The following is a 25,542-nucleotide window of genomic DNA, read 5'->3' as shown; positions in this document are numbered from 1 at the left end:
GCAAGTCGGTCTGGTAGATTATCGAGGGACACCGTTCCGGGCAGGCCCGGTGCCGGAAACGCGGGCAAGTTCGCCATGGCAAAACATGATTTCCGATCGACATGCTCCATCGCGCGCGCGCTGGAAGTCGTGGGCGACAAGTGGACGCTTCTTATCGTTCGCGACCTGATGTGGCACAGAAAGCAGACCTTTCAGGCGCTGCAGGACAGTGCTGAACGCGTCCCGTCGAACATCCTGTCCGAACGGCTCAAACGACTCGCGGAATGGGGCCTGGTGAAACGCGAGCCCTACCAGCAAAATCCTGTCCGATACGCCTATCAGCTGACCGACGAAGGAAAGCGCCTGGAGCCCGTCCTGCTGCAGATGATGAATTGGGGCCACGAGCATCTCGGTGGCGGGCGCTACGATCCGAAATCAGGCAAGAGCTGGAAAGCGCGAACCGGGCTTTAACCGCGCGGCAAGTTCGATCCGTCGTTGCATTGCTCCCGGCAACGCTTTCGTCTTGAGGGTGAAGTTCACAGGTCCTTTTCGGCGAGTTCGCGAAACGCGTCGGGGACGGAAGAAGAGACGCCCAGCGCCACCGATCCGTAACCGATCGCATCCCAGCCGAAGCGATCGCGAATTTTATCGACGGCATGATCGGCCGCCCCACGTGCCATGCCTCTTTTGGTACCGGGGCGGCGTGCTTCATCGCCAAGTCCTAGCGGCAGTTCGAGTTCCACATCCCGTTGCTCTCCAAGATGCGACACGGAAATCGCCAGCAGCGAGATTGTTTTCTCGTGAGGATGATCGGCAAGGGCTGCGCGCACCAGCTCCTCGGCGACCTCGGCCAGAATCAGGGTCGCGGACACTGGCGCGTCGAGCGTGACCGAGCGCGTGACTGAGTTCAGGTTGGCGAAGCGAACACGGACCGTCACCGTCCGCCCCGGCCTGGACTTGGCGCGGAGCCGGCTGCCGATACGGTCAGCAAGGTGAAGCAGTGTGGATCGAACAACCCGCTCTTCGGCAGGCTTCCTGCCAAGCGCCGATTGCGCCCCTGCCGATCGAGCCCGGCGGTGAGTCTTGATTTCCCGGGGATCACGATTCCACGCCAGCGCCGAAAGTTTCGTCCCTGCCGCGGAACCAAGCACCCGCTTGAGCGAACATCCCGGTGTCGCTGCCAGTTGCCCGATCGTGAGCACGCCGATTTCGGCCAGCCGTGTCCGCGTCGCCGGACCCACGCCCCACATCAGCTCGACCGGCAGGTGGTGAAGGAATCCGAGCTCCGTATCGGGATCGACAACGACGAGCCCGTCGGGTTTGGCCACTTGCGAAGCAATTTTCGCCAGATGCTTGGTGCGCGCGACACCGACCGAGATCGGAAGGCCAAGCTCCGCGCGCACGCGTTGGCGGATAGCCATCGCGATTTCGGCAGGCGGTCCGAACAGATGGGTGCAGCCCGCGACGTCGGCAAAGGCCTCGTCGATGGAGATCCGCTCGACGAGGGGCGTGAAATCGCCGATCACCTTGATGGCGGCATCGCCCAGCCGTTGGTATTCGCTGAAATGCCCGCCGACAAAAATGAGGTGCGGACAGAGTTCGCACGCTTGCCGTCCCGGCATGCCGCCGCGGACACCGAAGGCCTTAGCTTCGTAGGACGCGGCAAGCACAACCCCGCCACCGACGGCAATGGGTTTGCCGCGCAGCGATGGATCAAGCAGCTGCTCTACCGAGGCATAGAAAGCATCCAGGTCCGCATGGAGGATGGTGGCTGTCGTTGCCATCCGACCGTTCGCCCATGACGTTTTGACGATGTTCTCGCAGAGAGAACATAATGAGAACAAGGACGCCTTGTGTCAAGCGATCGGTGACGCGCGGGCGTAGTCCGGCATTCAGCCGTGATACGCAAACAGCTCGATCGGGTCATTGAAGCCGCGCACCGGATGTTCACCGACGCGTTCGAGATCGAAATCGCCTTCAACGGAGTCGGCGAACGCGCGGGACAGCAGCACCGGTTTCCCCAATTGTTTGGTGAGGGCTTCGAGGCGCGACGCCATGTTGACGGCCGGACCGATGACCGTGAAGTCGAGCCGGCTGCGCGAGCCGATATTGCCGTACATGACGTCGCCGACGTGGACGCCGATACCGTAGTTCAGCGGCGCACGGCCGGTTTCGCTGTTCTTTTCGTTCAGCGCCGTCATGGCCTGACGCGCCTCAGTCACGGCATGCAGCAGATTTGCACAGGCCGAGGGCTGGCTGAGCGGAAAAATGGCGAGCAGGCCGTCGCCGATGAACTTCAGTATTTCGCCGCCATGCCGCGCGATCGGCTCCGACATCGCGTCGAAATAGCCGTTCAGGAGATCAATGACGTCATCGCGCGGCCAGTTGTCGGAGATCCGGGTGAAATCACGCAAGTCGCAGATCATGATGGCGGCGCGAACCGTCGTTCCGGTTCCGCGCCTGGTGGCGCCCGCCAGAATGAGCTCGCCGGCATGCGAGCCGACATAAGTCTCCAGTAGCGTACGCGCCAGCCGGTTCTTGACCCGGATTTCACTGACCAGCGCCAGCACCGGCAGCAATCTCTGCAGGGCGGCGATATGCGCGGCGTCGAAACCGCCTGGCCGGTCGGTTGCAAAGGTCACGATGTGGCGCTTGCCGAGCGTATGATACAGCGGCCACGCCACATAATCGGTCAGGCCTTTCGCCCGCATCTCGTCATAGACGGCATGCTTGCGGCCCAGCAGGGGATCGCGCTCGAGATTCTCGCGCACCTCGGTGACACCGTCATGGATTTCGTTGGCGGGACTGCCGATATATTCGGATCGCTCCTGGACATCGTAGTCAACGCGCGCAATCTCGGCCTCGCGCATCCCGTCTTCCCACATGATCCGGGCGCCGAGCCATTGCGGATGGTGGATCAGGATATGAAGCGACGCCCGCTTGACGGGAATGTCCGCTTGCTGAAGCCGGACGCACATTTCGGCAAAGATATTGTCGATGAAGCGCTCATCGCGCGTGCCGTTGGTCAGCCAGTGCACGACGTCGCCGCCGGATTGCGCTGTGACGGGATCGATATTCAGCGGCGCGTCCATACTTGCTCCTGAGCGGTAACGTAGATCGATGCTGCGGGATATGTGTTCCCGCGCGGCGACGTCAATGGAGGCCGCCGCAATTTGCCTGCGCGATCGGGAACGCCGGCTTAAACACACATACTTGATCACACACAATCGCGGAGATCCGCGTCCGGCGCCAGATCGGCCGCCTGCCGCAGCGCCTCGATCAGGCTGCGCTCATCCGCGATACCCTTGCCCGCAATATCGAAAGCCGTGCCGTGATCGACGGAGGTCCGGATCACGGGCAGGCCGACGGTGATGTTAACACCCGCTTCCAGCCCGAGGACCTTGATGGGGCCGTGACCCTGATCGTGGTACATCGCAACCACCATGTCGTAATCGCCGCGGCCAGCCAGGAAGAACAGCGTGTCCGCCGGCAGCGGGCCGCGTACATCCCAGCCACGGCGCTGGCAGGCGTCAATCGCGGGCGCGATCTTCGCCGCTTCCTCGCCACGGCCGAACAACCCGTTTTCGCCGGCATGGGGATTGATCGCACAAACACCAATTCTTGGATTGGCGATGCCGGCGCGTACCAGTACGCCGTGTCCGCGCGAGATCACGCGTTCGACGAGGCCGGGCTCGATCTTCTCGATCGCATCGAGAAGGCCGATATGCGTGGTGACGTGGATGACGCGGAGCTTCGATGACACCAGCATCATCGAGACTTCGGGTGTTCCGGTGAGATGCGCCAGCAATTCGGTGTGGCCCGGAAATTTGTGGCCGGCTGCGTGAAGAGCTTCCTTCGACAGCGGCGCAGTGCAGATCGCCTGCGCGCCGCCTGCCTGCACCACCTCGACGGCCTTTTCGATGCAGCGATAGGCGACCTCGCCTGCTGCTGCCGACACCTGGCCGAACGGCAAATCGTCCGGCACCAGTTTCAGGTCCAGGCATTGCACGGCGCTTGCGGCAAAATCCGCCTGTTTGGCATCGCCGAGTGCATCGACCGCAACCGACGCGCCGACCAGCCGGCCTGCCTTGCGCAGCCGGTTGGCGTCGCCGATCACGAGCGGATTGCAGATTGCCCGCGCCGCTTCCTGCGCCAGCGCCTTCATGATCACTTCGGGGCCGATGCCGGCGGGATCGCCCATCGTGATCGCAATCGTCGGGCGGCTCATGCAAAATTTCCTCTGGTTCGAACGGCGTGAAGGCGCGCGTTGATGCGTACAAGACTATCCGCGTCGCCGAATGCGCCCGCCTTGGTGACGACAGGAACGGACAGCGCGCCCAGCGTGAGGCCGAGCGACACGCCGGGTTCGATCTCGTCGGCAAGACGGATAGCGTTGACGCCAAGGCCCGACAAGAGCGCTGCCGCGGTTTCGCCGCCCGTTGCCGCAATCGCACCGATCACGGGCGCGGCGACTTGCAGCGCTGTCGCGAGATTGTGCGCCAGAAGCGGCCCTGCCGACATGTTTGGAGAATCGTTCAGCGATATCTCGACGAGAGCATCGCCACCATTAGCGAGACGCGCCATCACTCCGGAAGCAAGGTCCCCGCGATCGAGATCATTTCCAGCCAGGGCTTTCGGTTCGACCGGAAAATAGGCGGCCGTTCCCGTCTCTCTCAAGCGGCGTGCCGCGACACGGGAGGCACCGGCGAGCGAACCGACGACGGTGAGCGTTCCGAACTTGCTGGCGGGAATACGCAGCGCTTCGCTGCCGCCACGCCCCTCCAGATTCGCCAGCGCATGCGCAAGACCAGCGCTGCCGATGAAGACGCTCGCAGGCGATGCATGCAGCCCCGCCTCCGCGATCAGGGCCAGATCATTCTCGGTCTCGGCGTCACAGATGGCGACCATTGTGGCCGACCGATCCGCCATCGTTGCGAACCTGGCTCGCAGATCGCCCCCACGCACAGCAGCAAGCGCGACCTTCTCGCCGCAAATTCCGGCGGCAGCGAGAACGTCGTCGAGATCGGCATTCGGATAGGTGTGATCGCGCCGCCATAGCTCGGTTTCTTCCAGCGCCGCGCCGTGAACGAGGACTCGGCCGTCGACGGTGGTGCGGCCGGTCGCCGGAAAGGCTGGTGCCAGCACGCCAAATATCCGCTCGGCTCCTGACTTCAGATGGGCAAGCGTCGCGGCCAGTTCCGCCGCGGGCTGTCCCCGCAACGTTGAATCGATCTTCTTGAACAGCGCACGTTCGGACATGGGCAAGCGTGCCAGCACGCCGAGATGGCGCGCCGCCGCGGCCTCGGGCGAAAGGCCGCGACTTGCGACGTCATGGGCCCAAACAGCCGCCTGGCGATGCGACGGCTTTGTGGCGTCACCCCACGTCACGACCGCCTCACGCCCTATCCTGCCGAAGGCAATGGCGCAGTCGGCGGCTCCGGTGAGATCGTCTGCAAGGATCAGCCAGTGACGGGCCATCCTTGCGCGGTCGGTGATATGTTTCGTCACTCCCAGACCCTACCCTATTTGCCGCCTGCTGCCGTGCGCAGGCTGGATCCTTTCACCATCAACAAGGGTATTTTAATACCTAAACGTGATCCACGGTTGACTTTCGAGTCAGTCGATTTTAGTAAGTGATTACTCACTTGATTGGTTTGGATGTGTCTTATGGCGTCAAAGTGGCCCTGTTTCCGGCGGTGCGTCCGGATGCGTGCGACGGAATCAGGTCCAGGCGGGAGCCGCGGCCGTCCAGCAATCGCGGGCGCCTGACGGAGCGCATGTTCGCCGCATCCCGATGGGCCGAATGGCGAAGCGACTCGCGATGCCCCGCGGGTCGCCCCTGAGCGCTCCCTTCCAATCCGGAAATGTCATGAACTGCATCGGTCTTCGGACATCCGTCGCCTTGGCCATGGTTTCAGCGCTCAGCCTTCTCACCGCCGGATGTTCGTCGCTGCCGAGGACGCCGCACAGCGTTGCGGATGCATCCTCCGCGCGCGTCCTCGATCTTTCGGATCTGCGCCGCTACGCCGACGAGCCCGCCGCCACATTCCGGCAATATCCCGCACCAGCCGCGCTGCGCGGACCGCGCACCTATCTTGCATTATCCGGTGGCGGGGCTGACGGCGCCTATGGCGCCGGCGTGCTGATCGGCTGGACCGAGACCGGCAAGCGTCCCTCGTTCTCGATCGTGTCGGGTGTCAGCACCGGCGCGCTCATCGCACCATTCGCGTTCCTCGGTCCCGGCTATGACGCGACCTTGCGTGAGCTCTACACCAGCGGCATCGCCGAGAGCCTTCTCGACGCACCGAACCCGTTCAATGCGATCTTCGGGGCGGGCCTGTTCGGCAACGCCCGGCTGCGCGAACTGGTGGCCAAATATATCGATGCCGACTTCGTCGCGGCGGTCGCAGCCGAACACGCCAAGGGCCGGCGGCTGCTCGTCGTCACGACCAATCTCGATTCGCAGCGCACCGCGATCTGGGACATGGGAGGCATCGCCTCGCTCCGCACGCCTGCGGCGCTGAACCTGTTCCGGGACGTCGTCGCCGCATCGGCCAGCCTGCCCGTGGTGTTTCCGCCGATGCTGGTGACCGCCGAAGCCAACGGCAAGCGTTTCGAAGAGATGCACGTCGATGGCGGCGTGACCGCGCCTGTCCTGACGCTGCCGGAGGCCTACCTGCTGCACGATGCCAAGCCGGGCCAGATGGGCAATCTGCAGCTCTACATCCTGATCAACAACAAGGTCGAGCGTGAATTCAAGCTGGTTCGGAATGCCACTGTTGAAATCGCGGCGCGGTCGTCATCGACGATGACGAAAATTCAGACCCGCTCGATTCTGTACAGCACCTATATCTTCGCCCGCCGCAACAAGTTCGGATTCAACCTGACTTACATCGAGGGCGATCAGCCGGCTTCGCCGACCTCCGGCTTCGACACCGCCTATATGCGCGCGCTGTTCCAGTACGGTTACGACAGGGCGCGCGGCAACCGTGTCTGGTCGGCATCCCCGCCGCCGGACGAATTGGAACCTGCGCCGATGTCCGGCGTCTCAACCACGCGGCATCTCGCCAGCGGCAATTGATGCCAGCCCCCGACTTTCAATCCGGCACGTGCAAACAACGAAAGCAGCCGATGTCAAACAAGCAACGATTTGCGGTCATCCTTCTCTCCCTCCTCGCGCTTGCTCCGCCATTTGCGATACCCCAATTGTCGGCGATGCAGGAGGCTGCCACGCAGCAGGAAGGCGCAGAGAACGAGCGCATCCACCAGGAGGCGGTCAACCGCGAGCTCGAGGCCTTCCGTGCGGCACAGCTCTCACTGCGCCAGGCGATGGGGATCGCTGAAAAGCGGCACGCCGGTTCGAGAACCGCGGATATCAGCTTCGATGGCGCGTCGGGTTCACCGGTTTATCGCGTGAAGACCGTCCAGGATAACCGTCTCTGGGAACATGCGATCGATGCAAAAACCGGCGACACGATCGGCGCGGAAACAGTGTCGCACCTGAAGGACCTCAATCCGGACGACCGGAACAACGTCATGGCGCTGCGGACCGTCCGGCAAGAGCTGTCGGACGCCGTCGTCGCGGAACAAGTTGCATCGGGACGCGCCATTGGCGGAAGCCTGATGGACGACAATGGCAAACTCAATTTCGTCGTCGTCGTGGTGAACGGCGGCGGCGATCTGAAGCAGGTCGTTCTCGAACCACCGCAGACAAGAGGCCGGGGATCGAACGCCCGCCACGGATCGCGATGATTCAATCACACCGCGGCGAACACCAATTCGATTCCGCCCGCTGCGTGAAGGTCGTGTAGAAAAAATTCGCGGACATCGATTGGTTGCTTGCAGTCCCACCTCCAGGATCGAAAGACATGCCTGCACGCCTCACACATGAGCATCGCCATGTGCGAGTTCGCCCTGACGGCCGCCAGTCCTCAGTGCAGCGATGACGATCCAGCCGTAAAAAGCCAGCATGACCGCCGATATGATCCAGCCGGAAACCGGACCCACGCCGGCATTCCTGACCCAATCGTCGAAGGTGAGAGCCGACGGGACCTCGCCGCTGAAGGAGGGAAAGGTCACCTTGAGCGCCCATGCGCCCAGCAGGATCAGGAATATCCAGATGTAGTTGCGTCGCAACCTTCGCGACACGGCCTCTGCCATCGACATCACGAATGTCGGCGCCAGAAGATCGGCAGCCATGATGCGCTGCCAGTCCTCCTCCGCTTTCACGCCGGGATCAAACAGTTTGGCGTAGTAATTGCGCTCCAGCCGGCGCACGCGAGACCGATAGACGTCGAAGAAGCGATAGCGCCGCGACTCAATCATCAGCAGGAAGAATGCCAGCACCATCGCAAACATCAGCACGCTGTGGTGCGCATTCGACGTCGAAAGCGAGACCGAGAGCATCGCGGCGACCAGCGTAATGGCCCAATTGGTGGTCCGGTCGATGCGATCTCGCCATCCGGCCATGCGGGCAATCTCGGCCCGATGGAAATGCGCGAATGCAGTTATGAACTCGCTGGGAGATGAAGGAAAATAGATGCGGCCGATTTCGCGTCGTTCCGGTTCCTGCATTTTCTCCTCCCCTGTTTCGAATTCGTCACGGCGATCGGCCGGCAACAACGGCCATCAGCGTGTCAGGCACCGATGCATCATCGATAAGCTCGCTGCATCGTACGCTTCGCTTGCCGGACGTGCAGGCCAAAATCCCGGAGTTCGGTTTCGGCGTTTGTGAATGCCCAGGCGGAGCGCTGGGCAGCGGCCGTCAAGGAAGTAACACCGGGTGGGAGATTCGATGACGGCTTCATCATTGACGATGAACGCATCTGGTGAAGAGGCCGGTATCGAGGACCGCATCGACGCAACGTTGATTCGCCATGCGCTCGGAGAACGTCGCGCGGGTATCCGGGCTCAATGAACTCCTGACGACCTTCCTGCACCATCGGGCGCGGGATGAAGACCGTCTCGTGCGCACCGAAAATGCTGCGTGCATTTTGCGTGCAAAACCGGGATTTTTGGTCAATAAGAGGCCGCGAGAAGGTCGCGCAAGCCATTGATTTAATGGTCGGAGTGGCAGGATTCGAACCTGCGACCCCTGCGTCCCGAACGCAGTGCTCTACCGGGCTGAGCCACACTCCGACTAAGAACGCGGCTTATAGCTGCCGGTTTCGGTCACCGCAAGGCACCGATTTGAGGAATTAATCCCTGTGAATACAAGCCTGAAAACGTCGGTTTTGCCCACCAATGAGGCCGCGGTGGCCTCTGCCGCACATTGTTTGCGTGAAGGTGGGCTGGTCGCGTTCCCGACCGAGACCGTTTATGGGCTGGGCGCCGATGCCACCAATGCGACAGCGATTGCCCGGCTTTACCAGGCCAAGGGCCGGCCGGCCTTCAATCCGCTGATCGCCCATGTCGGCGATCTCGCCGCGGCGCGCGAAATCGGCCGTTTTGACACGGCCGCCTTGCGGCTGGCTGAGGCGTTCTGGCCGGGGCCACTGACGCTGGTGCTGCCGAAAACCGCACATTGCGCGGTCGCCGAGCTCGCCACCGCGGGGCTCGAGACCGTCGCGATTCGGATACCAGCGCACCCTGTGGCGCGCGACATCCTGCGCGTCTTCGGCCGGCCGGTGGTGGCGCCGTCGGCCAATCTGTCCGGGCACGTCTCGCCGACGACGGCCGCCCATGTGCAAAGCGATCTGGAGGGGCGGATCGACCTGATCGTCGATGGCGGCGCGGTCGCCGTCGGCGTCGAATCGACCATCGTTGGGATTTTCGACGAACCGATGCTGCTGCGGCCGGGTGGCCTGCCCCGCGCCGACATCGAGCGCGTGCTGGGCCGTGCGCTCAAGCAACCGCCTGCGGACGCCGAGAGCGACAGCGCCCAGCCGCTGGCGCCGGGCATGCTGGCGTCGCACTATGCTCCGAGAACGCGTGTGCGGCTCGGTGCAATTCGGATCGAGCCCGGCGAAGCGCTGCTGGCGTTCGGCAGCGATGCAGTTTCGGGAATTGACGCCGCCGCCGCGGTGATGAATCTGTCCGTACGCGGCGATCTCAGCGAGGCCGCCGCCAATCTGTTCGGCTATCTTCGTGCGCTCGACAGCAAGGCTGCGCAAACCATCGCCGTGATGCCCATTCCCAACGACGGACTGGGTGAAGCCATCAACGACCGGCTGCGCCGCGCCGCAGTTGGGCGTGAGTGAATCGGACGGGAGTGAAAGAGAAGACCATGAATATCGTCCAGCCTGCCGCGCCACAGATTCCGCCCGAACTGATCGCGAAATTCCGCGCGATCGTCGGCGACAAATATGCGGTGACGGATGCTGCCGATATCGCGCCCTATGTCACCGAAGAGCGCGATCTGTTTCACGGAAAATCTCCGCTGGTGTTGCGGCCGGGATCGACAGCGGAAGTCTCCGAAATCTGCAAGCTCGCCACCGCGCATAAAATCGCGCTGGTGCCGCAGGGCGGCAATACCGGGCTGGTCGGCGGCCAGACGCCGCATAATGGCGAAGTCGTCGTCTCGCTGCGGCGGCTCGATAAAATCCGCGAGGTCGATGCCGCCTCCAATACCATGACCTGCGAGGCAGGGGTGGTGCTGCAGGTCGCGCAGCAGCGCGCCCGCGACGTCGACCGGCTGTTTCCGCTGTCGCTCGGCGCCGAAGGAAGCTGCACCATCGGCGGCAATCTCTCGACCAACGCGGGCGGCACGGCCGCGCTCGCCTACGGCGTGGCGCGCGAGATGGCGCTCGGGCTCGAAGTGGTGCTGGCCGACGGGCGGATCCTGAACTCGCTGTCGAAGCTGAAAAAGGACAACACCGGCTACGATCTGCGCAATCTCTTCATCGGCGCGGAAGGCACGCTCGGCATCATCACCGCGGCGACGCTAAAACTGTTCCCAAACCCGCGTGCGATCGAGACCGCCTATGTCGGCCTGCAATCGCCGGCGCAGGCGCTGAAGCTGCTGTCGATCTCGCAGAATGAGGCCGCCGGCAGCCTGACCAGCTTCGAACTGCTGGCCGACATCGCGGTGGATTTCAGCATCCGTCACGGCATCGACATCCGCGATCCCCTGGAAAGCAAGCACCCCTGGTACGTGCTGATGGAATTGTCGTCCTCACGCGATGATGCCCGCGACGCGCTGGAATCGATCCTGGCCAAGGGCATGGAAGAAGGCATCGTCGATGACGCCGTGATCGCGGCGAACCTCAGCCAGCGCTCGGCGTTCTGGAAGCTGCGCGACGAGATGTCGGCGGCGCAGAAGCCGGAAGGCGGCTCGATCAAGCACGACATCTCCGTGCCGGTCGCCGCCGTGCCCGATTTCATCGCAGAGGCCAACGCGGCCGTGGTGAAATTGATCCCAGGCTCGCGGCCGGTGCCGTTCGGCCATCTCGGGGACGGCAACATCCATTACAATGTCAGCCAGCCGGTCGGCGGCAACACTGCGGACTTCCTGGCGCGCTGGCACGAGGTCAACGAGGTCGTGTTCGCGATCGTGCTGCGGATGGGCGGATCGATTTCGGCCGAGCACGGCATCGGTGTGCTCAAGCGCGACGAACTGCCTGACGTGAAAGACAAGGTCGCGATCGAACTGATGCGGAGCATCAAGGCGATGCTCGATCCCGCAGGGATCATGAACCCCGGCAAGGTGCTGTGAACACATCAGTGCCAAAGCCGCTTCCGCCACTCGCCATCGCGCCGATCGCGGACGCCGACATCCCCGCCGTCGTCGCGCTGTGGCAGGCCTGCGGACTGACGCGGCCGTGGAACGATCCGGCGTCCGACATCGCACTGGCGCGGCGCGGGCCGAATTCGACCGTGCTGATCGGCCGCGACGGCGGCGCCATCGTGGCGACCGCCATGACCGGCCATGACGGCCATCGCGGCTGGGTCTATTACGTCGCGACCGATCCGGAGCGCCGTGGCCGCGGCTATGGCCGCGTCATCATGAACGCGTCCGAGGATTGGCTGCGCGCGGCCGGCATGGCCAAGGTGCAATTGATGGTCCGGCGCGAGAACGCCCGCGCCGGCGCATTCTACCAGTCGATCGGCTATGCCGAAGCGCAGACGATCGTTTTCGCCAGATGGCTCGACGGCCGCGAACCGACGCCTTGATGCAGAAGGAATGCCATGACCATCTCCGACCGCGTCCGCATCAAAGAAGAGCGTGTCCTCTCGCACGCCCGTTACCTGTTGAAGAGCATCACGCTCGATTACCGCCGCGGCAACGGCGAATGGCAGACGCAAGTTCGCGAGGTCTATGACCGCGGCAACGCCGCGGCCTTGCTGCCGTATAATGTTGCCTTGCGCACCGTGGTGCTGGTGCGGCAGTTCCGCTTGCCGGCCTACGTCAACGGCCATGACGATCTCCTGATCGAAGCCGCCGCCGGCATGCTCGACGATGCATCGCCGGAGGAACGAATCCGCGCCGAGGCCGAAGAGGAAACCGGCTATCGCCTCCACGACGTCAAGAAGGTGTTCGAGGCCTTCATGAGCCCGGGCGCGGTGACGGAGAAACTGCACTTCTTTGTCGCCGAGTATGAAGCCTCGATGCGGATCGGCAGCGGCGGCGGCCTGGCCGACGAAGGCGAGGACATCGAGGTGCTGGAATTGCCGATCGATGCCGCGCTCGCGATGATCGCCGACGGCCGCATCGCGGATGCCAAGACGATCATGCTGCTGCAATATGCGGCGCTGAATATTTTCAGGTGAGCTGTCGTTCCGAGGTAGCTGTCGTCCCGGCCTTGCGCCGGGACCCATACTCCGCGGCGTTCGTTGTGTTTGAAGGTCTCCAACGTCACGGTTCTTACCGATAGGACACGGCGTATGGGTCCCGGCTCAAGGCCGGGACGACGCGGAGTTAAAACAAGCTCCCCTGCCCTTCATCCTCCGACGCCGACACCACCTTGCGCACGGCCTTCTTCGGCTTCGGCGCTTCGGCTTCGCGCTCTTCTTCGGTAATCGGCAGCAGCAATTGTGCGTCGTCATTGGCGACGCGATTGACCCGCGTCGAAATCTCGTGCCAGGCGAATTCGCCTTCCGCGGGGCCGGTCAACAACGCCATGACGTCGTCGGCATCAAAGGCTCGGGCATCCAGCCAGCGCTCGAACTCCTCGGGCGCGATCGTCACGGGGACGCGGTGATGCAGCGCCGCCAGATCTCGGCTGGCCGGCGCGGTGACGATCGCAACGCTGTCGACCTCCTCGCCGTTCGGCCCCATCCAGGTCTCGGCCAATGCGGCAAAGCCGACCGGCTTGCCTTCGCGGCGGTGGATGAAGAACGGCCGTTTGCGACCGCTCGAATCCTGCCATTCGTAATAGCCGTCGGCGGGAATCAGGCAACGCCGCCGCTTGATCGCGTTCTTGAAGGCGGGCTTTTCCCGCACCGTCTCGGAGCGGGCATTGATCAGCAGCGAGAACTTGCGCGGGTCCTTGACCCAAGCCGGCACCAAGCCCCAGCGCATCAACCGGAAATGCCGGCCGCCATTCTCCAGCATCACCACCGGGATCGGCTGCGTCGGAGCAACATTGTACCGCGGCGGGAATTGGGCTGCTCAACGTAGCCGAAAATCTGCCTAAGTGCCGCCGGCGGCGAGGTAATTACGAAACGTCCGCACATAATCTAACCCGAATGGGGGTCCGTTTAATCCCTTTTAACCCCAGTTGTTAACACTGGAACAGATGAGCTTACCGGCCGCCACAGAAGCGCGACCCGATCGCCCGACACCGCCGCCACGCACGGGCCCCATCGATGAGGCCCGCGCCGCGCTGCTGCGCGCCGCCAACATCAACCCCCGCACCGGGCTTGCCACCGACTACCTGAATCATTTCAACGAAGCCATCATGCTGCTCGAGATGGTTCCGGATATGCCGGAATGCGCCGAGGATTTTCTGACCTGGAGTCCGCTGTCCTACGCCGAGCATTTCTGGGCTTCCAATTTCAAGGCCCGCGATCTCGCGATCGAGGCCTACGAATTGGCCGACCCCAAGATTCGCACCGAGTTCGACAAGGTCGCCAACACCATGACCTCGATCCTGACCGCGGTAGGCTCGGCGATGCGCGAAGCCCGCCAGGACAAGACCCGCGCCACGCTCGCCGAGCAGGCTACCGGCTGGGTCAAGCCGCTGGTGGCGCAGGCCGGCGGCATCATCAACGGCGCCACCGAGGCCGACGTCGAAACCATCATGTCGAACTAAGGCCTGACCTGACGGCAGTGCATTAGACCTCTGCGCATCGATCGGGCATGATCCGGCCCGAAACCGTCTGCCACTTTTGCTGGATCAAGCCCTTGGATTCGCTAGCCCCGCCCACCCGTCCCCAACTCGCCGTCAGCGGCGCGATCTTTCGCGACGGCAAGGTGTTGCTGGTCCGCCGCTCGCGCTCGCCGGGCAAGGGCTTTTATTCGTTCCCCGGCGGCCGGGTCGAATTCGGCGAATCGCTGCATACGGCGCTGCATCGCGAGGTCGACGAGGAAACGGGCTTGCGTATCGAGATTCTGGCGCTGGCCGGCTGGCGCGAGGTGCTACCGGGAACCGGCGGCGGCGGGCATTATCTGATCATGTCGTTCGCGGCGCGCTGGACCGCCCGGGAGCCGGTCCTGAACGACGAGCACGACGACTTTGGCTGGTTCGACCCCGATGCGCTCGGCGATCTCAAGGTCACCGGCGGCCTCCTGGAGGTCATCTCGGCAGCACGGAAGCTGGTTTAGGCGCGAGTCCTTTGTTTTGACGCGTTTTCTTGACGCGAACCGGTGTCCAATTCGCTTGAAAACGCTATGTCTTGCCTCCGGCGCATTGAGGGGGCATATCGGGCGGGTTCTGGACCCCCATATGCGCAAGCACTTTTTCGCCGTCCTCATCCTCATCTCGGCCTGCCATCTGACGCCCGCGCGGGCCCAGGATGGTGCTGCCCCGTTCGACCGCGATTTGCAGCGGCTGGCCGAAATCCTCGGCACGCTGCACTATTTGCGTGGCATCTGCGGCAACAATGAAGGTGCGAAATGGCGCAACGAAATGCAGGCGCTGGTCGATGCCGAAACGCCTTCGGGCGAACGCCGCGCGCGCATGATCGCCGCCTTCAACCGCGGCTATAACGGCTTCCAGCAGACTTACCGCACCTGTACGCCCGCCGCCTCGATCGCGATCCGCCGCTACATCGAGGAAGGCTCGAAAATCTCGCGCGATTTGACTGCCCGCTATGCGAACTGACCTGCCCCTCGACGCAATCTATTTCGATCTCGACGGCACGCTGACCGATCCAAAACCCGGCATCACCCGTTCGATCCAGTATGCGCTGCAAAAGCTCGACCATCACAGCATCCCGACCGAGGACGAACTGACCTGGTGCATCGGCCCGCCGCTGCGCGCCAGTTTTGTCAGACTGCTGGGCGCGGAAGATTCCGCCGACCGCGCCGTGTCGCTGTACCGCGAACGGTTTTCCGACGTCGGGCTGTACGAGAATGCCGTGTATGACGGGATCAGCGAAGTGCTGACGAAGCTGCGCCAGTCCGGCCACCGGTTGTTCGTCGCCACCAGCAAGCCGCATGTGTTCGCGACACGCATCGTCGAGCATTTCGGGCTGCGCCATCATTTCGAGCATGTGTTCGGCTCCGAGCTCGACGGCACCCGTGTCGACAAGTCCGATCTCCTAGAATACGCGCTGAAGACCGCTTCGGTCGATCCGACCAGAACGCTGATGATCGGCGACCGCAGCCACGACATCGTCGGCGCCAAGAACAACGGCATGCAGGCAATCGGCGTGCTCTACGGCTATGGCAGCAAGGACGAATTGATCGGGGCCGGCGCGCTGCATGTCTGCACCACGCCGCAGGCCATACTCGACTGCATTTCCTAAGAGTTTTCTCGCGAAACCCGCGAGCCCGTCAAATGCCGGGAGCGGCGTTAACCTTTCTTAAAGATGTGGCCTAGCGAGCCCCGCGCCGCATGCTACAGCTTGGCGATCAGATGCGCTCCGCTGGGGAACGCGCGCAACGTCTGTCGAGTTTCATGAGCCATCCTGCGTCCTATTCGCTTCACCGCGATCCGCTGCCCGACCACGAACAGAAGCAGGCTGCGCTCAGCTACCTTCACGAGGCCTGGGCCGAGGCACGCCACGATGGCGTCGACGGCGACTGCCTGGCGCAGGCGAGCCTGTTCACGGCGCTGGCCGAACTGGTCTCGACCTATGGCGAGGACGCGGTGGCGAAATTCGTCGAAGGCCTTCCCGCGCGCGTACGCAACGGCGAGTTTTCGTTGTCGCTGGCGAGGCAGTAATCTTTCTGCACACTCCACTGTCGTGGCCCGCCACCGGGTCGCGCGAATGCGCGCCCGATGACAGGCTCCGGCGGGCGACCCAGTACGCCGCGGCCTCTCGGCCTTATCACAACCGTCTCTGGAATACTGGATCACCCGCCTGCGCGGGTGATGACACCTGTGATGGAGCCGCGTGTCCCGCCCGCGCTCAGAGCACTACGCCCTCAACGTCTCCAAAAACCGCACCGGCTCGCCGGTCGATGGCGTCGTCAGTTCGCCTTGCCACATCACGCGCTTGCCGCGCACGAAGGTGCCGACCGGCCAGCCGGTGACGCGCATGCCGTCATAGGGCGTCCAGCCCGCCTTCGAAGCCACCCATTTGTTGGTGATGGTCTCGGAGCGCTTGAGATCGACGACGGTGAAGTCGGCGTCGTAGCCGGCGGCGATGCGGCCCTTGGTCGCGATGTTGTAGAGCCGCGCGGGGCCGGCGCTGGAAAGATCGACGAAACGCTGCAGCGACAAGCGCCCGGCGTTGACGTGGTCGAGCATGACAGGCACCAGCGTCTGCACCCCGGTCATGCCCGAGGGCGAGGCCGGATAGGTTTTTGACTTCTCTTCCAGCGTATGCGGCGCGTGGTCGGAGCCGAGCACGTCGATGATGCCCTGCTCGATGCCGTACCAGATGCGGTCGCGGTGATCGGCCGAGCGCACCGGCGGGTTCATCTGGGCATGGGTGCCGAGCCGCTCGTAGCATTCGGGCGCCACCAATGTGAGATGGTGCGGCGTCGCCTCGCAGGAGGCGACGTCCTTGTGGTCGCGCAGATAGTCGATCTCCTGCTTGGTCGAGATATGCAGCACGTGGATGCGCTTGCCGCTCTCGCGGGCGATATTCACCAGGCGCTGCGTCGCCATCAGCGCCGCGGTCTCGTCGCGCCACACCGGATGCGAACGCGGATCGCCTTCGATGCGCAGCGACTTGCGCTCGTTGAGGCGGTATTCGTCCTCGGCATGGAAGGCGGCGCGGCGCTTGATGACCGCAAAGATCCGCCGCAGGCTTTCGTCGTCCTCGACCAGCAGCGCGCCGGTCGACGAGCCGATGAACACCTTGACGCCGGCGCAGCCCGGCGCGCGTTCCAGTTCCGGCAGATCGGTGACGTTGTCGCGGGTGCCGCCGATGAAAAACGCAAAGTCGCAATGCATGCGATGATGGGCGCGCTTGATCTTGTCGCTGAAGGTCGCCTCGGTGACGGTCAGGGGATCGGTGTTCGGCATTTCGAACACCGCGGTGACCCCGCCCATCACGGCGCTGCGCGATCCGGTTTCGAGGTCTTCCTTCTGGGTCAGGCCCGGCTCGCGGAAATGCACCTGGGTGTCGATCACGCCGGGCAGGATGTGCAGGCCCTTGCAGTCGATCGTCTCGGCCGCGGACGCCTGCCCGAGTCCGCCGATCGCGGCGATCCGGCCATTGGAAATGCCGATGTCGCGGATGGCCTCGCCGTCCTGATTGACCACGGTGCCGGATTTTAGAATGGTATCAAATCGCTGATTCATCGGTCCTCGACGCCCGTTTTAGGCTGCCTCTCGGGCTTGTTGACGGCACCTTAGCGCCTTAACTTCCCATGTGATATCCGGCACCCGTGTTTCCCCAGGAACTTGAACGAGAACTTCAACGAGAAGTTCGAGCACGAACCTCCAAAATAGGCCTTTTCAGCGCATGAAAGCAGCGTTTCTTACCGACCGGGGCGTGGTCAAGGTTTCGGGCGAGGACGCCCGCAACTTCCTCAATGGCCTCGTCACGACCGACCTCACGCTGCTGCGGCCGGGCCTTGGCCGGTTCGGCGCGCTGCTGACGCCACAGGGCAAGATCACCGCCGATTTCCTGATCACGGAGGCTCCCAGCGGCCATGGCGGCGGGTTCCTGATCGACGTGCCGCGCCCCTTGGCAAAAGGCCTCGCCGACAAGCTCGGTTTCTACAAGCTGCGCGCCAAGGTCGCGGTGGAAAACCTCTCCGACAGCCTCGGCGTGCTCGCGGTGTGGGACGGCGAGCCTGACGTGAAGCCTGATCTTGCCTTCGCCGACCCGCGCAACGAAACGCTCGGCTGGCGCATTCTGGTTCCCGAAGAGCTCAAGCAGAAGGTCGCCGATTTGATCGGCGCAGAGCTCGTCGATGAAGCCGCCTATGAGGTGCATCGCATCGCCATTGGCGTGCCGCGCGGTGGGCTCGATTTCATGTACAGCGACGCGTTTCCGCACGAAACCAATATGGACCGCCTGCACGGCATCGATTTCGACAAGGGCTGCTACGTCGGGCAGGAGGTGGTGTCGCGGATGCAGCATCGCGGCACCGCGCGCACCCGCGCGCTTCGGGTCACGCTGGAGGATTTCTCGCCCGAAGTCGGCATCCCCGTCGTTGCCGGCGACAAGCCGGTCGGCACCATGGGGTCGACCGCCGGCGGCCACGGCATCGCGCTGCTGCGGACCGACCGCGTCGCCGACGCGCTCGACGCTGGGCTATCGCTGTCGGCCGGCGGGCTTGCGATCCGCCTCACCGATCCGAACGACGTGCGCACGCCGCCGAAGCAGACCGTCGCATGAGCAAAGTCCAATGAGCCGCTCCGCACGCCTGCACGCCGATGGCAAGACCCGCTGCCCGTGGCCGGGTGAAGATCCGTTCTACATGGCCTATCACGACACCGAATGGGGCGTGCCTGAATATGACGACCGCGCGCTGTATGAAAAGCTGATCCTCGACGGCTTTCAGGCCGGCCTTTCCTGGATCACGATCCTGCGCAAGCGCGAGAACTTTCGCAAAGCGTTCGACGATTTCGTCCCGGAGAAGATCGCGCGCTACAACGAGAAGAAAGTCCACGCGCTGATGAACGATGCCGGCATCGTCCGCAACCGTTCCAAGATCGAAGGCGCTGTCAACAGCGCCAAGGGCTATCTCAAGATCATGGAAGAAGGCGCGGGCTTCTCGAAATTCCTGTGGGACTTCGTCGACGGCAAGCCGAAGGTCAATCAGTTCAAGACGACTGCGAGCGTGCCGGCTTCGACGCCGCTCTCGATCACGATTTCCAAGGAGCTCGGCGCGCGTGGATTCAAGTTCGTCGGGCCGACCATCGTCTACGCCTTCATGCAGGCCACCGGCATGGTCAACGACCATCTGGTCACGTGCTTCTGCCACGAGACCTGCAGCGGTCAACATCGCAAGCCCCGCCTCAAGGTCAAATGACGACGAGAAGAACATCTGGCAAATCTTCCGATGTCTCGACACGGGCCTGGCAGCGGATGCTGTCGGGGCGGCGGCTCGATTTGCTCGACCCCTCGCCGCTCGATATCGAAGTCGCCGATATCGCCCATGGCCTGGCGCGCGTCGCGCGCTGGAACGGCCAGACCAGCGGCGCGCATATTTTTTCGGTGGCGCAGCACACGCTGCTGGTGGAAGCGGTGCTGCGCGAGCAGATGCCTCGCGTCGATATCAAATTCCGGCTCGCCGCATTGCTGCACGACGCGCCGGAATATGTCATCGGCGACATGATCTCGCCGTTCAAGGCCGTGATCGGCGGCGATTACAAGGTGGTGGAGAAACGCCTGCTGGCGGCGATCCATATCCGCTTCGGCCTGCCGCCGGTACTGGCCGATGCCATCACGCAGGCGATCAAGGCCGCCGACCGCGGCGCGGCCTATCTCGAAGCCACCCATCTGGCAGGCTTTGCGGAGGCCGAAGCTAAGCGTCTGTTCGGCAAGGATCCCGGCCTGCCCGAACCAACCGTGCGCGAATATCTGACGCCATGGACCGCGGCCAAGGCGGAGAAGCAGTTCCTGGCGCGGTTTGGGGCGGTGGCAACGTAGGCGCTGCGCCGTCGCAAATATTCCGATTTGAATTTCAAACAGCTGAGTTCGTCATTGCGAGCGAAGCGAAGCAAGCAATCCATTCTTTCTTGACGCGGCGAGATGGATTGCTTCGCTGCGCTCGCAATGACGGGGATGGTGTAGCGCCACACATTGCTGTCGTCCCCCGCGAAGGCGGGGGATCCAGTACGCCGCGGCTTCTCGGTTCAATCATTGCGGTCTCTGGGATACTGGGTCCCCGCCCCCGTGCGCAATTGCGCACTCGGCGGGGACGACGATTGTGGGTGCGACACACACCTCGACGTTCTCGCGACGCATTGCGCCCGAGCTTTGCCAGAAACTTCCCGCCCTCCAATGAGAGGGCGCAGGGAAGACCGGGTGCGCGCTGCACCCGCGGTCTCGTGTGCGGTTTGCACTAAGTAGGCTGCACACGAGCATACAGGGCAGCGGAGAACACCCGGCCTTCCCTGCGCAATGGCTTTACGGCTTATGCCGTGATCTCCCCGGAGACGAGTTCTTGGTTGACTCCGTCACCACCGGTTCAGCTTGCGCCTACCCGACAGCTTGACGCCTGCAACGGGCGCCAGGACCACACGGTTTTGCCGTACGCTTAATCCACGCCATCGTCTCAGCGTAAACCAGCGTCCACCGCAACCCGCCCAACGTCCGTGACGACGGCCGACGCCCTTCTGAGTAGGACGGGATGGCCAAATAGATACCCCTGATTTTCATTCTGGTAAACAGAAATATTTTTTATTCTGGGGCTTGACATGACTTCCGAATACCAGAAGTGATTTACCCCGGCTACGCCGGGCGCGGCCGTCGGGCTAGATGTTGTGGTTCGTGCCCACCCGGGCCGAAGGGCGCTTTGACCGGCCCCCGCCCGGGCCTATAATGGCTCCTGCCCAGGGACGGTCCGCAATGGACGCCTCCCCAAAAGGATCGCCATGCTTCACGTCTGCTCGCTCGCCGCCCTTCCCGAAACCGTCAAGGCCACCGGCGCCAGCCATATCCTCACCGTGATGGCCAATGTCGATCAGGTGCAGCGGCCGCCCTCGGTGCTCGAGGCCAACCATTTGCGCGTGTCGATGGACGACATCACCGAGGTGATGGACGGCTTTCTGGCGCCGTCGGACGCGCATATCGAGAAGGTGCTGAACTTCGTGCGCGGCTGGGACCGCAGCGCGCCGATGGTGGTGCATTGCTATGCCGGCATCAGCCGTTCGACCGCCAGCGCCTTTGCCGCCGCCTGCATGCTCAATCCGCACCGCGACGAGGTTTCGATCGCCCGGCAGATCCGCGCCGCCTCGCCGATCGCCCAGCCCAACCGGCTGATCGTCAGCCTCGCCGACAAGGCGCTGGGGCGCGAGGGGCGGATGCTGCGGGCGCTCGACGAGATGGGCCCGGGCAGCATGACCGTGGAGGGCCGCCCCTTCCGCGTCGATCTCGAATAATCTTCCTCGAATCACGTGCTAAAATGCCGCCAGCCGGGGGCGGTTTGAACTTTTTTCGGGCAGAACTGCACTCACAGCATTGCGACGGGCCGCATAGAGGCGGTTAACGTTTCTGCGTGCCCGCCTGGAGGCCTGATGCTCGACGAGTTTGCAATTCTTCCGTTCCTGTTCGCCATTGTCGCCGTTATCGTTGCCGTCAAGGCGATGAACGAGATCGGGGAGTTGCGAAGGCGGCTGGACAGGATGGAAGCGGCGGCAGCGCTCGCCCGGCCCGTCCCGCCACCGCTGCCCCAGATGTTCGAGCAAGGCACCGCGCCCGCCTCTCCCGGCATCGTGGCCGAACCGCCGCCGATCGCGCCCGAGGCTGAATGGACCCCTCCCGCCACCGGGCCGCAAACCGAAGCGCCGACCGAGACGACAGCCGAAACGGCCGACGGCCCGCCCGCCGCGCCGCCGCCGCCCCTACCGCAACCCGATCGCGGTTTTGAGGAAACACTCGGCACCCGCTGGGTGGTGTGGATCGGCGGCCTGACGCTGGCGCTCGGCGGCTTCTTCATGGTGCGCTATTCGATCGAGGCTGGCCTGCTCGGCCCCGGAGTGCGTGTGCTGCTCGGCGGCCTGTTCGCGCTGGCGCTGCTCGCTGCCGGCGAATGGACCCGTCGCAAGGAAAGCATCTCCACGATCGAAGCGACGCCGATCGCCAACATCCCCGCGATCCTGACCGCCGCCGGCACGGCCGTGGCCTTTGCGACCGTCTACGCAGCCTATGCGCTGTACGGCTTCCTGGTCCCCGCCACCGCGTTCATCCTGCTTGGGCTGGTCGCGATGGGCACGCTGGCCGCGGCTTTGCTGCACGGGCCGGCGCTGGCCGGGCTCGGCATCGCCGCCGCCTTCGTCACCCCGGTCCTGGTCTCCTCCGGCAAGCCGGACTTCTGGGCGCTCTACGTCTATCTCGCGATCGTCACCGCGGCCGCCTTCGGCCTGGCGCGGGTGCGGATGTGGCGCTGGCTTGCGGTCACCACCATCGTGTTCGCACTGCTCTGGACGCTTCCCTGCCTGCAATGCGGCCCGTCGATGGTCGCGCCGCATGTGTTCCATGTGATCGCCGGCTTCATCCTCGCCGCATTGCTTGTCGTGTGCGGCTTCATGTTCGGGCCTTCAGCGCAAGACGGCGAGATCGAACCGATTTCGTCCGGCTCGCTCGCGGCCTATCTGTTCGGCGCGACCCTGATCGTGCTGAATAGTTCTCACGCCGACGTCGCGATGGTCGCGTTCGGCCTGCTGGTCGCCGGCAGCTTGTTTGTGGCCTGGCGCACCGATGCCGCGGTCGGCGCGGTCGGCGCCGCCGCCGGTCTCGTCTTCATCGTGTTCGCCGAATGGGCGATCCGCGCCAACCCTGACATGCTGGTGCTGCCCGGCGGGCCGATCGCGGGCATCGGGCCGAGCGCAACGGATGGTTCTGTTTCGCTGCACCTGATCTCGGCTGCGATCTTCGCGGCAGGTTTCGGCGTCGCGGGATTCCTGGCGCAGGGCCGCTCGGCCAGTCCGATCATTCCCGTGGTGTGGTCGGCTGCGGCCGTGTTCACGCCGCTGGCACTGCTGGTCGCGCTCTATGCCCGAATTGCGAATCTCGACCGCTCGATCCCGTTCGCGATCCTCGCGGTGATCCTGGCCGCCGCCTATGCTGCGGCGACCGAGATCCTGACCAAGCGCGAGGACCGTCCGGGCCTGCAGGCCTCGATCGCGCTGTTTGCGACCGGCGCGCTCGCAGCGCTGGCGCTGGCGCTGACGTTCGCGCTGGAAAAAGGCTGGCTCACCATCGCGCTGGCGCTGATGTCGGCAGGCACCGCCTGGATCTCGATGCAGCGTCCGATCCCGTTCCTGCGTTCGCTGGCCGCGATCCTCGCCGCCATCGTGGTGCTGCGGATCGGTTACGAGCCGCGCATCGTAGGCCACGCCGTCGGCACCACGCCGATTTTCAACTGGCTGCTGTGGGGTTACGGCATTCCGGCGCTATCGTTCTGGGCCGGCAGCATCTTCCTGCGCCGCGGCGGCGACGATGCGCCGCTGCGCATCGTGGAATTCGCTGCCATCCTGTTCACGGTGCTGCTGGCGTTCATGGAAATCCGCCATGCCGTCAATAATGGCGACGTCTATCGCCCGAGCGCCGGCCTGGCCGAAGTCGCGCTGCAGGTCTGTGTCGCGCTGGCGATGGCGATCGGGCTCGAGCGCCTGCGCCTCCGCACCGGAAGTGTCGTTCACAATGCCGGCGCAATCCTGCTCACCGCCTTTGCAGGCCTTGCTTCCGTGTTCGGGCTGCTGGTGCTGGAGAACCCGATGCTATGGTCGATCGATGTCGGCGGCGCCGTCATCAACCTGCTGCTGCTCGGCTATGCCCTGCCCGCGGTGCTGGCGCTGCTGTTGTCGTATGCGGTGGCGGGGCGGCGTCCGGTCGAATACGCCAACACGATCGCGGCAGGTGCGCTGATTCTGGCGCTGGCCTATGTGACGTTTGAAATCCGCAGGATCTATCACGGTCCGGTCATGGCCGTCGGCCCGACCACTGGCGCCGAGCAATACACCTACTCGATCGCCTATCTGGCGTTCGGCGTCGTCATGCTCGGGGTTGGCATCCTCTTCAACTCGCAACGCGCGCGGCTGGCATCGGCGGTCGTGATCGCGCTGACGATCCTGAAAGCCTTCCTGATCGACATGTCGACGCTGACCGGGGTCTACCGCGCGCTGTCCTTTATGTGCCTGGGCCTGGTGCTGGTGGCGATCGGCTGGCTGTATCAGCGGATCCTGTTCCGCAGGCGGGCGGCGGCGGCGCCTGCGCTGCCGACGGAGAGTTGATCGATCAGGGCGCGCGCACCGAACGGAGGAACTTGCCGATCGAAAATTAGGCGACGGATTCCGCCACGAGGCGGATCCTGAACACCGGCTTCTTGGACTCGTCGAGCATTTCCATCTGCCATTCGGCGTTCTGCTTCATGCTGCGCGAAATGCTGCCGAGCAGGTTGCCGGACACCTTGGTCATCTCGGCCCAGGCGGCTTCGCGGCTTTCGAATTCGGAGCCCTGTTCGGATGCGCCAGCGTAGTGACCGTTGCTAATCCGGAAAAAATACAGCGGCATAGTTGATCTCACGTATGAGCCGCCCCCAGGCCGTCATTGGCCGTCACGGTGGGCCAGACTCGCTACCAAGACGTGAAAACGCCAGCCCGTATGACTACGGGCACACTTTCCCAACTTTGGGCTTCATTTCGCCTGATATCACTCGGTGGAACGGCGCAGTTCCGGCGCGCTTTCGACCTTCGCCGGCTCCGCCTTTACCGGCTCGAGCTTCGCGGCCTCAACCGCCGGCGTCTCGACGCGAGCCGAGACCTCCGTGCGCGAGGCGTCGGCAGAGCGTGTCTGCGCGGGCGCATGCAGCGAACGCGGCCGCGCCACCGAGCGGGCCATCAGCATCTGCTGCGCGCCCTGGTGACGGAAATCGCAATAGGCGAAGCCCATGCCCGACACCGATCCCCGGAAGGAGCGGTCATCGCGCTTTTCGAGATTGAAGCACGGCTCGAACGGAAGACCCTTGATGGAAGCGCAAACCGCCTGGCCGCGGATCTGCAGCGTGTTGCCGGGCAGGCGCACATGGCGGGTGGGTCCCGCGCCGCTGAATTGAATGGAGCCGGCCGCCCCGAGATCGTCGAGCACGCGGCCTGCGCCGCGGGAGCCGTCGAAACAGGTGAAGGCGAAAACCTTGCCGGCCACAAACTTGCGGGCTTCATCGGCATTCATCATCCCGGCCAGCGCCGGCACCACCATCGCCGTGGCCGTGACGGCCCCCAACACCAAACGCGCAAGCATGCAGCAACTCCACTCTACTGAGCGCGGGCACCCGCCTTGCTAGACATGACCTCCGCGTAAACGCTACGCGTTTGTCGCGACGGAAAACCGTTATCCCGTTTTCCGGATCATGCAGGCCTCTTTACCCGCTGCTTACCATACGAACCGTGG

At 63.9% G+C, this 25,542-nt stretch carries 26 protein-coding genes, 1 tRNA gene and 1 pseudogene; 18 read left to right on the top strand and 10 right to left on the bottom strand.

What is annotated here, in order from left to right; translation table 11 throughout:
* Positions 1-75: 75 nt before the first annotated feature.
* Entirely contained in the window at positions 76-450 is a 375-nt protein-coding gene (locus tag JQ641_RS27970; RefSeq protein WP_211999093.1) for a winged helix-turn-helix transcriptional regulator, read from the top strand.
* 65 nt (positions 451-515) lie between these two features.
* On the opposite strand, the gene dinB is transcribed toward JQ641_RS27970, so the two are convergent.
* The 4 genes from dinB to JQ641_RS27950 form a co-directional block, all read right to left on the bottom strand.
* Positions 516-1,763: a DNA polymerase IV gene (dinB, locus tag JQ641_RS27965; protein ID WP_211999092.1), complete on the bottom strand. Its 1,248-nt coding sequence runs from the start codon at positions 1,761-1,763 to the stop codon at positions 516-518.
* A gap of 108 nt (positions 1,764-1,871) precedes the next feature.
* Positions 1,872-3,071: an adenylate/guanylate cyclase domain-containing protein gene (locus JQ641_RS27960; protein ID WP_211999091.1), complete on the bottom strand. Its 1,200-nt coding sequence runs from the start codon at positions 3,069-3,071 to the stop codon at positions 1,872-1,874.
* Positions 3,072-3,196: 125 nt separating this feature from the next.
* Positions 3,197-4,207 (bottom strand): 4-hydroxythreonine-4-phosphate dehydrogenase PdxA, encoded by a 1,011-nt coding sequence (gene pdxA / locus JQ641_RS27955; RefSeq protein WP_211999090.1) that lies wholly within the window; start codon positions 4,205-4,207, stop codon positions 3,197-3,199.
* Entirely contained in the window at positions 4,204-5,487 is a 1,284-nt protein-coding gene (locus JQ641_RS27950) for a four-carbon acid sugar kinase family protein (protein ID WP_349628633.1), read from the bottom strand. The genes pdxA and JQ641_RS27950 overlap by 4 nt, the downstream gene beginning before the upstream one ends.
* Before the next feature lie 361 nt (positions 5,488-5,848).
* Between JQ641_RS27950 and JQ641_RS27945 the strand changes: the two genes are divergently transcribed.
* On the top strand, positions 5,849-7,060 hold the full coding sequence (locus JQ641_RS27945; RefSeq protein ID WP_211999089.1) for a patatin-like phospholipase family protein: 1,212 nt from the start codon (positions 5,849-5,851) through the stop codon (positions 7,058-7,060).
* The gene (locus JQ641_RS27940; protein ID WP_249150764.1) at positions 7,060-7,731 is read left to right on the top strand and encodes a PepSY domain-containing protein; all 672 of its coding nucleotides are present in this window, start codon (positions 7,060-7,062) and stop codon (positions 7,729-7,731) included. The genes JQ641_RS27945 and JQ641_RS27940 overlap by 1 nt, the downstream gene beginning before the upstream one ends.
* Positions 7,732-7,860: 129 nt before the next feature.
* Here JQ641_RS27940 and JQ641_RS27935 read toward each other — a convergent pair whose 3' ends face one another.
* On the bottom strand, positions 7,861-8,553 hold the full coding sequence (locus tag JQ641_RS27935) for a DUF2270 domain-containing protein (RefSeq protein ID WP_211999088.1): 693 nt from the start codon (positions 8,551-8,553) through the stop codon (positions 7,861-7,863).
* 220 nt (positions 8,554-8,773) lie between these two features.
* Here JQ641_RS27935 and JQ641_RS38535 point away from each other — a divergent pair, with 220 nt between their 5' ends.
* Entirely contained in the window at positions 8,774-8,896 is a 123-nt protein-coding gene (locus tag JQ641_RS38535) for a hypothetical protein (RefSeq protein ID WP_283815224.1), read from the top strand.
* 144 nt (positions 8,897-9,040) lie between these two features.
* On the opposite strand, the gene JQ641_RS27930 is transcribed toward JQ641_RS38535, so the two are convergent.
* Positions 9,041-9,117 (bottom strand) — tRNA-Pro (locus JQ641_RS27930).
* A 68-nt stretch (positions 9,118-9,185) separates the two neighbouring features.
* On the opposite strand from JQ641_RS27930, the gene JQ641_RS27925 reads away from it, so the two are divergent.
* The 4 genes from JQ641_RS27925 to JQ641_RS27910 are packed head-to-tail and all read left to right on the top strand — an operon-like array spanning position 9,186 to position 12,687.
* Positions 9,186-10,178, top strand: coding sequence for an L-threonylcarbamoyladenylate synthase (locus JQ641_RS27925; protein ID WP_211999087.1), 993 nt, complete (start codon positions 9,186-9,188; stop codon positions 10,176-10,178).
* Positions 10,179-10,204: 26 nt separating this feature from the next.
* Positions 10,205-11,632 (top strand): FAD-binding oxidoreductase, encoded by a 1,428-nt coding sequence (locus JQ641_RS27920; RefSeq protein WP_211999086.1) that lies wholly within the window; start codon positions 10,205-10,207, stop codon positions 11,630-11,632.
* Positions 11,633-11,640: 8 nt separating this feature from the next.
* Positions 11,641-12,090: a GNAT family acetyltransferase gene (locus tag JQ641_RS27915; protein ID WP_211999085.1), complete on the top strand. Its 450-nt coding sequence runs from the start codon at positions 11,641-11,643 to the stop codon at positions 12,088-12,090.
* 15 nt (positions 12,091-12,105) lie between these two features.
* Positions 12,106-12,687 (top strand): NUDIX hydrolase, encoded by a 582-nt coding sequence (locus tag JQ641_RS27910; RefSeq protein WP_211999084.1) that lies wholly within the window; start codon positions 12,106-12,108, stop codon positions 12,685-12,687.
* Positions 12,688-12,835: 148 nt separating this feature from the next.
* Here the strand turns inward: JQ641_RS27910 and JQ641_RS27905 are convergent.
* A pseudogene (locus JQ641_RS27905) lies at positions 12,836-13,593 on the bottom strand (SOS response-associated peptidase).
* Between the two features lie 62 nt (positions 13,594-13,655).
* Here JQ641_RS27905 and JQ641_RS27900 point away from each other — a divergent pair.
* From JQ641_RS27900 to JQ641_RS27880, 5 genes are all read left to right on the top strand, one after another.
* On the top strand, positions 13,656-14,171 hold the full coding sequence (locus JQ641_RS27900) for a hypothetical protein (protein ID WP_249119608.1): 516 nt from the start codon (positions 13,656-13,658) through the stop codon (positions 14,169-14,171).
* Between the two features lie 47 nt (positions 14,172-14,218).
* Complete coding sequence (locus JQ641_RS27895; RefSeq protein ID WP_502755002.1) at positions 14,219-14,683, top strand: NUDIX hydrolase; 465 nt, start codon at positions 14,219-14,221, stop codon at positions 14,681-14,683.
* A 121-nt stretch (positions 14,684-14,804) separates the two neighbouring features.
* On the top strand, positions 14,805-15,182 hold the full coding sequence (locus JQ641_RS27890; protein ID WP_211999083.1) for a TIGR02301 family protein: 378 nt from the start codon (positions 14,805-14,807) through the stop codon (positions 15,180-15,182).
* On the top strand, positions 15,172-15,828 hold the full coding sequence (locus JQ641_RS27885) for an HAD family hydrolase (RefSeq protein ID WP_211999082.1): 657 nt from the start codon (positions 15,172-15,174) through the stop codon (positions 15,826-15,828). Before JQ641_RS27890 ends, JQ641_RS27885 begins: the two co-directional genes overlap by 11 nt.
* Positions 15,829-15,980: 152 nt before the next feature.
* Entirely contained in the window at positions 15,981-16,247 is a 267-nt protein-coding gene (locus JQ641_RS27880; RefSeq protein ID WP_192735255.1) for a hypothetical protein, read from the top strand.
* 195 nt (positions 16,248-16,442) lie between these two features.
* Here JQ641_RS27880 and JQ641_RS27875 read toward each other — a convergent pair whose 3' ends face one another.
* The gene (locus tag JQ641_RS27875; protein WP_211999081.1) at positions 16,443-17,777 is read right to left on the bottom strand and encodes a dihydroorotase; all 1,335 of its coding nucleotides are present in this window, start codon (positions 17,775-17,777) and stop codon (positions 16,443-16,445) included.
* Positions 17,778-17,940: 163 nt separating this feature from the next.
* On the opposite strand from JQ641_RS27875, the gene ygfZ reads away from it, so the two are divergent.
* From ygfZ to JQ641_RS27850, 5 genes are all read left to right on the top strand, one after another.
* The gene (gene ygfZ / locus JQ641_RS27870; RefSeq protein ID WP_211999080.1) at positions 17,941-18,822 is read left to right on the top strand and encodes a CAF17-like 4Fe-4S cluster assembly/insertion protein YgfZ; all 882 of its coding nucleotides are present in this window, start codon (positions 17,941-17,943) and stop codon (positions 18,820-18,822) included.
* A gap of 10 nt (positions 18,823-18,832) precedes the next feature.
* Positions 18,833-19,459, top strand: a complete 627-nt coding sequence (locus tag JQ641_RS27865; RefSeq protein WP_211999079.1) for a DNA-3-methyladenine glycosylase I — start codon at positions 18,833-18,835, stop codon at positions 19,457-19,459.
* The gene (locus tag JQ641_RS27860; protein ID WP_211999078.1) at positions 19,456-20,079 is read left to right on the top strand and encodes a YfbR-like 5'-deoxynucleotidase; all 624 of its coding nucleotides are present in this window, start codon (positions 19,456-19,458) and stop codon (positions 20,077-20,079) included. The genes JQ641_RS27865 and JQ641_RS27860 overlap by 4 nt, the downstream gene beginning before the upstream one ends.
* 947 nt (positions 20,080-21,026) lie before the next feature.
* Positions 21,027-21,533, top strand: a complete 507-nt coding sequence (locus JQ641_RS27855; RefSeq protein ID WP_211999077.1) for a tyrosine phosphatase family protein — start codon at positions 21,027-21,029, stop codon at positions 21,531-21,533.
* Between the two features lie 135 nt (positions 21,534-21,668).
* Positions 21,669-24,386 (top strand): DUF2339 domain-containing protein, encoded by a 2,718-nt coding sequence (locus JQ641_RS27850; RefSeq protein WP_211999076.1) that lies wholly within the window; start codon positions 21,669-21,671, stop codon positions 24,384-24,386.
* A gap of 46 nt (positions 24,387-24,432) precedes the next feature.
* Here JQ641_RS27850 and JQ641_RS27845 read toward each other — a convergent pair whose 3' ends face one another.
* The gene (locus tag JQ641_RS27845; RefSeq protein ID WP_211999075.1) at positions 24,433-24,666 is read right to left on the bottom strand and encodes a DUF6894 family protein; all 234 of its coding nucleotides are present in this window, start codon (positions 24,664-24,666) and stop codon (positions 24,433-24,435) included.
* A 138-nt stretch (positions 24,667-24,804) separates the two neighbouring features.
* Positions 24,805-25,392, bottom strand: coding sequence for a hypothetical protein (locus JQ641_RS27840; protein WP_192735200.1), 588 nt, complete (start codon positions 25,390-25,392; stop codon positions 24,805-24,807).
* Positions 25,393-25,542 lie beyond the last annotated feature (150 nt).

Origin of the sequence: Bradyrhizobium sp. JYMT SZCCT0180 (genome assembly GCF_018130165.1) — a bacterium.
In the GTDB taxonomy this organism is placed as follows: Bacteria; Pseudomonadota; Alphaproteobacteria; order Rhizobiales; family Xanthobacteraceae; genus Bradyrhizobium.
Note: the sequence above shows the minus strand (reverse complement) of the source record. Positions and strands in the feature narration are given on the sequence as shown.

What these genes read in the sequence shown, in the direction of transcription:
- JQ641_RS27945 (WP_211999089.1), top strand. Translation starts at nt 5,849, where the DNA reads ATGAACTGCATCGGTCTTCGGACATCCGTCGCCTTGGCCATGGTTTCA.
- JQ641_RS27910 (WP_211999084.1), top strand. Translation starts at nt 12,106, where the DNA reads ATGACCATCTCCGACCGCGTCCGCATCAAAGAAGAGCGTGTCCTCTCG.
- JQ641_RS27860 (WP_211999078.1), top strand. Translation starts at nt 19,456, where the DNA reads ATGACGACGAGAAGAACATCTGGCAAATCTTCCGATGTCTCGACACGG.
- JQ641_RS27880 (WP_192735255.1), top strand. Translation starts at nt 15,981, where the DNA reads ATGAGCCATCCTGCGTCCTATTCGCTTCACCGCGATCCGCTGCCCGAC.
- JQ641_RS27970 (WP_211999093.1), top strand. Translation starts at nt 76, where the DNA reads ATGGCAAAACATGATTTCCGATCGACATGCTCCATCGCGCGCGCGCTG.
- pdxA (WP_211999090.1), bottom strand. Translation starts at nt 4,207, where the DNA reads ATGAGCCGCCCGACGATTGCGATCACGATGGGCGATCCCGCCGGCATC.
- JQ641_RS27855 (WP_211999077.1), top strand. Translation starts at nt 21,027, where the DNA reads ATGCTTCACGTCTGCTCGCTCGCCGCCCTTCCCGAAACCGTCAAGGCC.
- JQ641_RS27840 (WP_192735200.1), bottom strand. Translation starts at nt 25,392, where the DNA reads ATGCTTGCGCGTTTGGTGTTGGGGGCCGTCACGGCCACGGCGATGGTG.
- ygfZ (WP_211999080.1), top strand. Translation starts at nt 17,941, where the DNA reads ATGAAAGCAGCGTTTCTTACCGACCGGGGCGTGGTCAAGGTTTCGGGC.
- JQ641_RS27885 (WP_211999082.1), top strand. Translation starts at nt 15,172, where the DNA reads ATGCGAACTGACCTGCCCCTCGACGCAATCTATTTCGATCTCGACGGC.
- dinB (WP_211999092.1), bottom strand. Translation starts at nt 1,763, where the DNA reads ATGGCAACGACAGCCACCATCCTCCATGCGGACCTGGATGCTTTCTAT.
- JQ641_RS27900 (WP_249119608.1), top strand. Translation starts at nt 13,656, where the DNA reads ATGAGCTTACCGGCCGCCACAGAAGCGCGACCCGATCGCCCGACACCG.
- JQ641_RS27935 (WP_211999088.1), bottom strand. Translation starts at nt 8,553, where the DNA reads ATGCAGGAACCGGAACGACGCGAAATCGGCCGCATCTATTTTCCTTCA.
- JQ641_RS27875 (WP_211999081.1), bottom strand. Translation starts at nt 17,777, where the DNA reads ATGAATCAGCGATTTGATACCATTCTAAAATCCGGCACCGTGGTCAAT.
- JQ641_RS38535 (WP_283815224.1), top strand. Translation starts at nt 8,774, where the DNA reads ATGACGGCTTCATCATTGACGATGAACGCATCTGGTGAAGAGGCCGGT.
- JQ641_RS27960 (WP_211999091.1), bottom strand. Translation starts at nt 3,071, where the DNA reads ATGGACGCGCCGCTGAATATCGATCCCGTCACAGCGCAATCCGGCGGC.
- JQ641_RS27920 (WP_211999086.1), top strand. Translation starts at nt 10,205, where the DNA reads ATGAATATCGTCCAGCCTGCCGCGCCACAGATTCCGCCCGAACTGATC.
- JQ641_RS27845 (WP_211999075.1), bottom strand. Translation starts at nt 24,666, where the DNA reads ATGCCGCTGTATTTTTTCCGGATTAGCAACGGTCACTACGCTGGCGCA.
- JQ641_RS27850 (WP_211999076.1), top strand. Translation starts at nt 21,669, where the DNA reads ATGCTCGACGAGTTTGCAATTCTTCCGTTCCTGTTCGCCATTGTCGCC.
- JQ641_RS27890 (WP_211999083.1), top strand. Translation starts at nt 14,805, where the DNA reads ATGCGCAAGCACTTTTTCGCCGTCCTCATCCTCATCTCGGCCTGCCAT.
- JQ641_RS27865 (WP_211999079.1), top strand. Translation starts at nt 18,833, where the DNA reads ATGAGCCGCTCCGCACGCCTGCACGCCGATGGCAAGACCCGCTGCCCG.
- JQ641_RS27895 (WP_502755002.1), top strand. Translation starts at nt 14,219, where the DNA reads ATGATCCGGCCCGAAACCGTCTGCCACTTTTGCTGGATCAAGCCCTTG.
- JQ641_RS27940 (WP_249150764.1), top strand. Translation starts at nt 7,060, where the DNA reads ATGCCAGCCCCCGACTTTCAATCCGGCACGTGCAAACAACGAAAGCAG.